This window comes from Siphonobacter sp. BAB-5385 (assembly GCF_002261125.1).
In the GTDB taxonomy this organism is placed as follows: Bacteria; Bacteroidota; Bacteroidia; order Cytophagales; family Spirosomataceae; genus Siphonobacter.
Window position 1 is genome coordinate 1 of record NZ_NMPS01000152.1, and the last position, 8761, is coordinate 8761.

At 50.2% G+C, this 8761-nt stretch carries 12 protein-coding genes; 8 read left to right on the forward strand and 4 right to left on the reverse strand.

Annotated features, from left to right (window positions below; all coding sequences use genetic code 11):
- The first annotated feature begins 269 nt into the window (after positions 1-269).
- Complete coding sequence (locus BWI93_RS27845) at positions 270-419, forward strand: hypothetical protein (RefSeq protein WP_158242825.1); 150 nt, start codon at positions 270-272, stop codon at positions 417-419.
- Here BWI93_RS27845 and BWI93_RS15535 read toward each other — a convergent pair.
- The 4 genes from BWI93_RS15535 to BWI93_RS15550 form a co-directional block, all read right to left on the reverse strand.
- Positions 416-3484, reverse strand: coding sequence for a lantibiotic dehydratase (locus BWI93_RS15535; protein ID WP_094812883.1), 3069 nt, complete (start codon positions 3482-3484; stop codon positions 416-418). The genes BWI93_RS27845 and BWI93_RS15535 overlap by 4 nt on opposite strands.
- Positions 3485-3671: 187 nt before the next feature.
- Complete coding sequence (locus tag BWI93_RS15540) at positions 3672-4040, reverse strand: hypothetical protein (protein ID WP_094812885.1); 369 nt, start codon at positions 4038-4040, stop codon at positions 3672-3674.
- A 294-nt stretch (positions 4041-4334) separates the two neighbouring features.
- Complete coding sequence (locus BWI93_RS15545; RefSeq protein ID WP_094812887.1) at positions 4335-5519, reverse strand: sensor histidine kinase; 1185 nt, start codon at positions 5517-5519, stop codon at positions 4335-4337.
- A gap of 2 nt (positions 5520-5521) precedes the next feature.
- Positions 5522-6286 carry a LytTR family DNA-binding domain-containing protein gene (locus tag BWI93_RS15550; RefSeq protein ID WP_094812889.1) on the reverse strand — a complete coding sequence of 255 codons (765 nt, stop codon included), beginning with the start codon at positions 6284-6286 and terminating at the stop codon, positions 5522-5524.
- A 163-nt stretch (positions 6287-6449) separates the two neighbouring features.
- Between BWI93_RS15550 and BWI93_RS15555 the strand changes: the two genes are divergently transcribed.
- From BWI93_RS15555 to BWI93_RS15575, 7 genes are all read left to right on the forward strand, one after another.
- Complete coding sequence (locus BWI93_RS15555) at positions 6450-6743, forward strand: helix-turn-helix domain-containing protein (protein WP_094812891.1); 294 nt, start codon at positions 6450-6452, stop codon at positions 6741-6743.
- Positions 6744-6880: 137 nt separating this feature from the next.
- On the forward strand, positions 6881-7306 hold the full coding sequence (locus BWI93_RS15560) for a hypothetical protein (protein ID WP_141217482.1): 426 nt from the start codon (positions 6881-6883) through the stop codon (positions 7304-7306).
- Positions 7307-7559: 253 nt separating this feature from the next.
- Positions 7560-7829: a hypothetical protein gene (locus BWI93_RS15565; protein ID WP_094812895.1), complete on the forward strand. Its 270-nt coding sequence runs from the start codon at positions 7560-7562 to the stop codon at positions 7827-7829.
- Positions 7830-8007: 178 nt separating this feature from the next.
- Positions 8008-8175 carry a hypothetical protein gene (locus tag BWI93_RS27850; protein ID WP_158242824.1) on the forward strand — a complete coding sequence of 56 codons (168 nt, stop codon included), beginning with the start codon at positions 8008-8010 and terminating at the stop codon, positions 8173-8175.
- Positions 8176-8187: 12 nt separating this feature from the next.
- Positions 8188-8394, forward strand: coding sequence for a hypothetical protein (locus BWI93_RS15570; RefSeq protein ID WP_094812897.1), 207 nt, complete (start codon positions 8188-8190; stop codon positions 8392-8394).
- A 4-nt stretch (positions 8395-8398) separates the two neighbouring features.
- Positions 8399-8521, forward strand: coding sequence for a ComC/BlpC family leader-containing pheromone/bacteriocin (locus tag BWI93_RS27855; protein WP_158242823.1), 123 nt, complete (start codon positions 8399-8401; stop codon positions 8519-8521).
- 61 nt (positions 8522-8582) lie between these two features.
- On the forward strand, positions 8583-8720 hold the full coding sequence (locus BWI93_RS15575) for a class IIb bacteriocin, lactobin A/cerein 7B family (protein ID WP_094812899.1): 138 nt from the start codon (positions 8583-8585) through the stop codon (positions 8718-8720).
- The last annotated feature ends 41 nt before the right edge of the window (positions 8721-8761 follow it).

Genomic DNA, 8761 nt, shown 5'->3' on the forward strand with positions numbered 1-8761 from the left:
CGTGCCGACATGGAATGTATAGGGACTAAATGATCAGCCGTGCCTGCGGGGCGAAAGAGTGACTCAATAGCGAACCAAGTTTCCGGGTAAAATACCTGGGGACTAAAATACCAGCCGTATCTGCGGAACGCAAGGCTTCACTAGTAAACGGTTAGGTCAAACAAAGGCTCATGTAAGATCGGAAAAATTCGCATAAACCATTCCCGTACGTTATTGATCCACTGTTCATTACCACTCACTTTTGTTGAGTAAACACGGACCAAACGATCATGAAAAACAAAGAACAAGTACTTCTGCATCATTCCCTGGGCCTGGATCAATGGGACGACGAAGAAATCGGTTACGACGACAACTGGATGGTTTCTGCCACCGATCTGTTCCGAACCTTCGAGTACCTGCCCGATGAATCCCTCGACTAGTCGAGGGTCGGTACCATTCGCTGTTTAGCCCGGGCCGAGTCGTAATACTTGGTCAGGGAAGCGTACACAATCAATTCATAGGCCCGCTGCTTGGTTGGGAAAATGCGGTTGATCATCATGTGAATAAAACTCGCCAGGAGGTGATACCGTTGGTCTTTGCCCGAAAAGGAAACGTTCAAGTGCATAAGCACGTCCGTCAAACCGGAAGGAGCGGCTTCTCGGGGGGCATTCAGTTGCTGTTCAATCAAAGGCCGGTACAGGCGGTATTTGTCATTCAGCTGTTTGCGTAACGTGGGATTTCCGCTGAATTCCTGAAAAAACTGGCCATTTAGATGGCTCATGAGTTCGTGCCTTTCGGCAATGGTTAAGCCCGCTTCGGTGAGTAACTGATCGATCTGACGGGTGGCAAACACGAATCGCAGGCTTTCATCGGCGGCAATGCCCGCTTCTTCCAGAAAGGAAAGGGTCGTCAGGCTGTCGTAATGAAAGATCGTTTCGCAATGTTCCATGTGCTGCATGCCGTAGCGTTCGAGTTCCCGCTGATACGTGTCGGTCTGAATGCGGTGTACTAGTCCCGTCTGAACGTGGGGTCGCAGTACCTGCTCAATGGCCCGAATGACGTGGTGATAAAACTCCAGGTGCGGATTTCCCAGAAACCGGAGCCGCAGGTGCGGATCGGGATCTTTGTAGCGAACAAAGAAAAACTGGCGGATGATGTGATTACCTAAAAGCTGGCGTATCACCGGATACAGGCTTTGGATCAGGATTAAATCCGAAGACTTCTCGCCGATGTACACCTTCAGGTACAGCCATTCGCTGCCAATCGAAAAGCGACGCTGCGGTACTTCGGAAGTCTTATGTGACAGCCCCGGAATGGGCGATACGGCCGTATTGTAAAAAGGCAGGATGAGTTCGTGCGTAAACTTCAGGCCCCGGGCTGAAACCGGGCATTGCTCGGGCGTCGACAGAAATTCCAGCAACTGAAGCGTACCCTGTTTGCGTAATTCCAGCCAGAGTAACTGTAAGGAAGGAGCATCCTGTGCGTTGATCAGCAGTTCATTATCTCCCGAAGCCAGTACGAAAAAATCCGGTAAGCCTTTCTGTTTTAACACGCTAGTCAGTTGATCGGCTGACGCACACTCTTCACTGCGTAAAGCCCATCTGGCCCGGCTGATGATGATGTTTTCGTAGCTGACCCGTGGTAAAAAGGCCTGTTTCTTCAACAAACTCCAGTCCCAGTGCAGGAGAAAAGGCGTATCTTGCGACTGTAAATCGCACAAGAAGCGGTACAGCGGCAGGCTATTTTGGTAATTATGAGCATTTGAAAGCCGGGGGATAACGCGTTTGTTAAGCCGCTGCGAGCGTAAAATTACCTGCTGGTTTTGCAGGGATACCCGTAAATCTTCCAGCGGAATCTGATAAGCGGGGTCCAGTGATGATTGGCCCATGTACGGAATCTCGTACGTGTGCAACGCGGGTCTGGTTAGAATATTACCGGCTCTGGAATCGGGGCAGTAGACGATTTCGGCGAAAATGACATCGGCGTGAAAACGCTCTTCTTCGGCCACACACGCCCGTACCTGCTCCGTCAGGGTTGCACTTCCTTCACAAAACCGACTCAGCAAATTCACCGCAGAAGGGCCACTACAGGCCGCCATGCTGAACTGAAAATCTCCCTGATCCAGGGCTTGTTCTGACGCGGCAAGCAGACTGCCCAACACATAAAAGCTATGAGCCATGCGTGGCGAAGGAAGCTGATGCTGACCAATCCAGCCCAGATCGTCGTTACTGAGTTGAATCTCCCGTTGATGCGTACTAAGGCAATGACTGAACTTTTCCAACAGAAAATCCTGCCACCAACTGGGCCGGGCTTCCGTGTCTTCGGGGGTTACGCTGGGCAATGACAGATCATCCACCATCGGGGCGTACCCCATGCCCAAAGGTGACTGCTGACCGTATCCTACGCCAATTTCGTGATCCAGGGCCAAGGCCAGCGGGACTTCTTCATCTTCGTAGCGATTGTAAAAGCGACGTTTAAAAGCTTCCAGTTCGGGGTTTTTATAGGGCCGATGCAGGACCATCAGGCGGGAGAGTTGCTTCGTAATTTTCTCCACCACCGAAGTCTGTAGCTGATTGACCGCCAGCGAATGAAAAGCATCTACCTGAATGATGTCGGGTTTGGACGTGGCCTGATCGTACTGATCGAGCCAGCGGCGGGTTGCTTCATACGTCAGGCGGAGATCTGTGCTGGACCGTAGTAAGCCCTGAAGCTGGCTCAAAATAGCGACCAGGGGTTGCGTACTAGCAAGCGTTTGCAATCGTTCGATCAGGTAGTTTAAGTAATCCGTACCCGTTAGCGTAGGCTCAATTTCAAACACCAGTAAGTGATTGCTCAGCAATTCATCCAGATATTCCTCGGCCTCGGCTGGTTCGATACCTAATTCACTTAGGCCATGCGTTAATTCGGGTAACGTAGCTCCCTGGCGAGCCTGCTCGAAAATCAGGTCCAGAAACTCATTCTTTTCCACGGCACTGATAAAATACTGCCGTTGCTGCTGTACCCGCAGCGGCTCAACGTAGCGGTACGAATCGCCCACCGTATACAATGACGTACATAGATACACGCGAAGTTGCGAGCGGAGCACGGGCTGCTGGGTAAGCCAGTCTTTCAGAGCAAACAGACACTCCACATCCAGACGGGTATGCGTTTGCAGCCGCTCCCGATCAACCCCTTCCCAGTGCGTGGTCGAAGCAATTTGTCCGACCGAACAACCCGCAAACAATCCATACGGCGTGCATCGGGTACTCATGCGGATGGCGTATTTATACAGAGCGTATATAAACTTGTCGCCTTCCGGTAATTCGGCTCCCGCAAACCACTGCTGAAATCGCTCGTACAAAGCAGGAGAGGCCAGACATAAGGCCTGTTGGGCCAATGGACTGGCGTACCAGGATCTTAGCTGAGCGGCTAAGGGAATGGAAGAAGCGTTTTGCTGAAGTTGGAGAAGTTCGTCAATTGACCAGTGCGGTTGGCGGAGGAGGTAAAATCCAAACGGGTGGAGCATTGGATATCAGGGGGCTGGTTGGCTAGCTAAATGTAAGCTTTCGGCCCCTGTACTCCGTTGCCAGGCAGGAGAATTTTTCGTTTCGACCGGTTAATATTGATGTAAATCAATACTTGTCAATACATTGAAAATGAGATATTTAAATATTACTTAACCTGGACTGAGTATTTGTAAACTTGAGATGAAGCTAATAACCCGATTCCGCCAGTGCAATGTATTTTTCAATGGCCTGTTGAAACTGTTGGGCGGGGAAGGGTTCAGTAAGAAAATGAAGGCGTTCGAGTTGATAGTGAGCATACAAGTGCTCCGGGTACAGCGAAGACAGGATGAGTGACTTACAGTGACGTAAGGTCGTAACCAGGGGTTCGGGAAGAAGCGAATGGGGTTCGGGAAGACTGACAAAAACCAGATCGTACTTCCCCGACCGTATTTCCTGAACCGCTTCGCTGGAATACGAACCGGTCCAGGTTAAGTCCAGACAGCCCGTCCGCCGGATGTAATGTTCCAGCAGGGTGTTGGTTAAATACGATCGGTGAAGTAAGAGGCAGTTAAACATGGATTAGCGGCCGTAAGTGATGGTAAACATTTCGCAGAGCCGTGAGGAAACCGTTAATTCAGAGCGTCCACCGGTAGAAGCATGCAGCGATACCAGGCGTTCTTTTTTAAGGACTAAGCGGTTAGCGGAAGTAGAGGGCGTTTTCATAAACGGTAGAGCGAAATGGTTGGTTTGTGTACCTCTCTGGGCGAGGAGGACATGACAAAGGTAAAACGCCGGATTAGGGAGATTCAAGAAATTTAGCCGGACACGACGCTACCTTCGACGAATGAAAAGCTGGCATCGTCGAATGCATTAGTCGAGTGAAGAATGCGACTGTTGTTCCAACTGAAGGATTAGCTCGGCGGTGTACGTTTGCTCGCTGGCGTGCAGGGAAAGCTGGTGCTGGGCAGGATATAGCAAGTCGAGCCGTTTACGGGTATTCACCAATCCGACGCCGCCGGAGTTGGGTTTTTGCGGAGCTGGATTCGAGAGCGAACTGACGCTGTTTTCCACCCGAAACGTAAAGGTTGATGCTTCCAGATGGGCTTCTACCCGGACGAAGGCTTTATCGCGGGTTTTACTGGCTCCGTGTTTGAACGCGTTTTCAACCAGTGAAATCAGGAGCAAGGGAGCAATCTGATGGTGTTGAAAATCACCAGTTTCAGTATAGCTGATTTCTACCCGCTGTCCGTGGCGGGCCCGTTCCAGCAGTAAGTAGTTCTGAATGAATTCCAGTTCCTTGGCAACCGTAATGCGTTCGACGTTCGATTCATACAGATTATACCGCATCAGGTCCGAAAGCTTGAGAACGATTTCGGCGGCCTCATCATCAAGATCTACCACCCGTACGTAAAGACTGTTGAGCGTATTGAAAAGAAAATGCGGGTTGATCTGGGAGCGGAGAAAATCCAGCTCCAGAGCCAGATTGTTCTTTTCCAGTAGCAGTTGTTTTCGGTCGGACTCGTATTTATCCCGTTCCAGTCGCAAAGCCCGGTTGCGGTATTGAGTAATGTCTTTAATTCCCTTGAAAAAGAGGATGATGGTAGGAATAAACAGCGACCAGGAGTAACTCCAGAAAGCCGTCGGCAGGTGCGTAAAGCAGCCCAGTAAGCCGTGAGGCTTGAGAAATTGATGCCAGATTTTTTCTACGTAGGATACCTTGGCAAGGCCGTAACCATCCGAATAGGGTTGTACCCACTGAAAACTATAATAGTTGATCAGGTAAGTGACCTGAAAAACCAGCAAAATCGCCCCAATCAGATAGGGGATGCGACGGGTATAGAGATAGCGGGGAAAAACAAAATGGCCCAGCCCGTAGTACACACTGATATCCACCAGCCAGGTAATCAGCGAAAGACGGGAAACGACTTCGGTATTGTCCTGTACGAGCCGGGGAGCAAAATAATTCCGGTCTAGAAAGTACAGCAACAGCCAGGCCAGCAAATGCAGACCTGCGTTCTTCAGCGTGCTTCGGTGATGGCGATCAAAAATAGTCAAGACTAGCTACGGTTTTTGCGTAAGGTTTCCATAACCGACTCCCGAAAAGTGACGCCAATGGGCACTTTCTTGCCGTCCGTCGTCGTAATGACGTTGCCATCAATTTCCTGAATGGCTCGTTTGCGAACGATGTATGACCGATTGACCCGCAGAAACAGGGCGGCAGGCAGCATGGCTTCGATCTTCAGCATGGTCATGTGCGTGACGAGTACCCGGCCCGGCAGGTGAATTTTCAGGTAGTCTTTCATGCCTTCAATAAAGACGATTTCTTCGGGCACGACCTTGATCAGCTTCTTATCTTCCTTGATCAGGATAAAATCGGTATGCTCCGGAGCCGGTTCGGGACTGGGAGCCGCCGCTGGTGGAGCGGGGGTAGGGGCTTCCTGCGAAAACGACCGGTTCCCCGTGGCTTTGTTGATGGCCCGCATGAAGCGTTCAAAGGAGACGGGTTTTAATAAATAGTCTGTTACCTGATGCTCAAAACCTTCCACGGCATAATGCGGAAAGGCCGTTACCATGATTACTTCCGGCTTGGGCGTGGGGAGCAGGCGTAAAAACTCAAATCCGGTCATTTCCGGCATTTCGACATCCAGAAAAATAAGCGAGGGTTGGAGTTGCTGTACCTGAAACAAGGCATCCACGGCATTATCACAGGTACCAATGAGTTCCAGAAAGGGCACCCGGCTAACGAACTTTTCGATCAGCTGACGGGCGGGTAATTCATCATCAATAATAAAGCAACGAACGGGGGATAGCGGAGCAGTCATAGTTTCATAAGCTGAGCCCTGGCAATATACACGGAAATTATTGATGTGTCGGCCCTCTTCATTCGTCGAACGCTTTCTTTCACTGGTCTAAAAAGTTTTTAAAACGGAAGCGGCCCGGCGTATTTCGATTCGTCAAACGACTCAAACCTAAACGAACTCAACGATGACGACTACGAACACAGTACCTGCCATTGAATTGCTGACGACGCGTGCGATTAGTCTTAAAATTCGGAAGCTACGGGAAATTTATAGTTACTCGCAGGAATACGTAGCCTTTCAGATGGGCATTAGTCAGGCTGCTTATTCAAAAAAAGAATCCGGTCGTACGGAATTATCCCTGTTGTGCCTGGGCAAGCTTTCCGAAATCTATCAGGTTTCGCTGATGGACCTCATCGGCCTGAGTACCCAGGAACTACTAATGAAAGTGCTGCAAACCAATGCCAGTCTGGCTGCCTAACCCACGTTCCGGTCCCTGCGGCATGAAGTATTCTTAACCCGCATAGCCTATAACGAAGCATTATTGAAAAACCGGAAGGCCCGCCGCAACTTTGTATCGTCAATGAAGGGACAGCGGCCCGTTCCAAACCCAAAAAGATGATGGAATCGAGCAAATCATGTCCGAGCTACATTGCTAAACCCGGAGCCGAATTATTCGGAATCGTAACGGGCGAAGGAAAGGTAGCCTATCTGGAAGAATCCATTAAGATTGACAAAACATTCGTTGAAAAAGCCGCCGAGCACGAAGCCCGCACCGGGCAGGCCGCCGAAGACCGCTTCCGATTTTCGGGGAAATGCATCCAGGGAGGCTGCGGCCAGTGGGATCACGAACATTCGGCCTGTAGCCTGGTCGGACGCATCCGCGAGGCTCTGGAGAAAAAAGCTGAAGCCGCCCTGTCACCCTGTGCGATCCGGTCGAGTTGCCGCTGGTATTTTCAAGGTGGAGCCGACGCCTGTGGGCACTGTAACGAAGTGGTCCGGAGTGTAGAAAAACAACGCCTCGACGCTCTGGTCACCGAATAACCGAATCGAATAAAGTACAACAGCGGGTTGTTGAAAAAGTAACGAAACCCGCCCACCTTTGTCAAGGAAATTGAAACGAAGCAGAGCGGCAACCAAGCCATCCCACGTACTTGAAACCTATAACAGAAACGAATAAAGTATAGAGTTAAGTTTTTGTAAATCAATAGTTTAGTGAAGAAATTTGTATCAACGATTACAGTCATCCCTTAGAAGTTCTCTACCGCATTTAGTAAACGTCTAAAACAATAACACGATGAAAATTAACTATTTGTTCGCCTTGGCCGTGGCGGGGTTACTTACCGCCTGCCAGAAAGAAGAGGTGACCCCTGAGACCCAAACGGTTCAGGCACCGAAACAGACCCCAGCGGACCCGCTAACGACGCCCCGGCAGAAGACCCTAGTGGAGCCACAGGATATTATATACCTGAAAAGCCCCCTGCCGCGTCCCATCATCGAACGTCCGATTATCATATACCCAGGCCCCATCCGTACACTGCCGGTACAACCCATCACGGTATATTAGGCAATTTTCATAGAAGCGTATAGATAAAAGCGTTAGATATAGCCCATCGTTTAAGATACAGTTCATTATTCAATAGATCCTATACAAAGGGGGGCGTGCCGGGCATCCGATAGACGCATCATACCAGACAGACCCAGGCCTGTGGCGGCTCCCCAACGCAACCGTAATCTGTTAAAACATGGAAAACCAACCCCTCAGTACACAGGAACTGCTGGAAACGCAGGGAGGACTCTCCGTCATTGGACCGATTCGCGGACCGATCATTCTGCCGCCCATCACGTTTCCACCCATCATTAAACCCATTGGCCCCATTCTGGTGCCGTATCCGCTACCTCCACTCGTATAAACGCAAACTCCAATGAAAAAGGACCTCAATCAGCAGATCAAGGATCTGAAAGCATCGGCGACTTCCAAAGAAGACCTGATGAGCCAGCTGGCTAGCCTGGAAACGGGCGAAATTTCTCCCGAAACCCTACAAAAGGTAAACGGCGGTCTCAACGTCAAACCCGCGTTTCCCGGGACTGTACTGGGCTTGATCATTCCTCCCACTTTTCCTGAACTGTAGGCTTATGCAAACGCCAGACTTTACCGAACTCACCGTTGAAGAAACTCACCAGATACAGGGCGGCAGCTCCTGGCTCGAAACGGTAGCCGCATGGATTTTGAAAGAAATCAACCGGGACGTGATTTAGTCCTTCTGACCAAGCGTATTTTCTACTAATCTAGCTATAACATTCTAAAAAAAACAGACCTATGAACACGTTAGCAAATGTAACCGAACTCAATAGCCAGGAGCTGGCCGAACTCAACGGTGGAATCGTCCCCATCTTCCTGGCAGGTGTTGCCCTGGGTGCCGGTGCCATGTATGTGTACGACCACTACATCAAATAGTCCGCATCACCTAAGTTTCTGATTTATATACAGTTCTACAA

What these genes read in the sequence shown, in the direction of transcription:
- BWI93_RS15570 (WP_094812897.1), top strand. Translation starts at nt 8,188, where the DNA reads ATGAAAAAGGACCTCAATCAGCAGATCAAGGATCTGAAAGCATCGGCG.
- BWI93_RS15535 (WP_094812883.1), bottom strand. Translation starts at nt 3,484, where the DNA reads ATGCTCCACCCGTTTGGATTTTACCTCCTCCGCCAACCGCACTGGTCA.
- BWI93_RS15560 (WP_141217482.1), top strand. Translation starts at nt 6,881, where the DNA reads ATGATGGAATCGAGCAAATCATGTCCGAGCTACATTGCTAAACCCGGA.
- BWI93_RS15575 (WP_094812899.1), top strand. Translation starts at nt 8,583, where the DNA reads ATGAACACGTTAGCAAATGTAACCGAACTCAATAGCCAGGAGCTGGCC.
- BWI93_RS27850 (WP_158242824.1), top strand. Translation starts at nt 8,008, where the DNA reads ATGGAAAACCAACCCCTCAGTACACAGGAACTGCTGGAAACGCAGGGA.
- BWI93_RS27855 (WP_158242823.1), top strand. Translation starts at nt 8,399, where the DNA reads ATGCAAACGCCAGACTTTACCGAACTCACCGTTGAAGAAACTCACCAG.
- BWI93_RS15565 (WP_094812895.1), top strand. Translation starts at nt 7,560, where the DNA reads ATGAAAATTAACTATTTGTTCGCCTTGGCCGTGGCGGGGTTACTTACC.
- BWI93_RS15555 (WP_094812891.1), top strand. Translation starts at nt 6,450, where the DNA reads ATGACGACTACGAACACAGTACCTGCCATTGAATTGCTGACGACGCGT.
- BWI93_RS27845 (WP_158242825.1), top strand. Translation starts at nt 270, where the DNA reads ATGAAAAACAAAGAACAAGTACTTCTGCATCATTCCCTGGGCCTGGAT.
- BWI93_RS15540 (WP_094812885.1), bottom strand. Translation starts at nt 4,040, where the DNA reads ATGTTTAACTGCCTCTTACTTCACCGATCGTATTTAACCAACACCCTG.
- BWI93_RS15550 (WP_094812889.1), bottom strand. Translation starts at nt 6,286, where the DNA reads ATGACTGCTCCGCTATCCCCCGTTCGTTGCTTTATTATTGATGATGAA.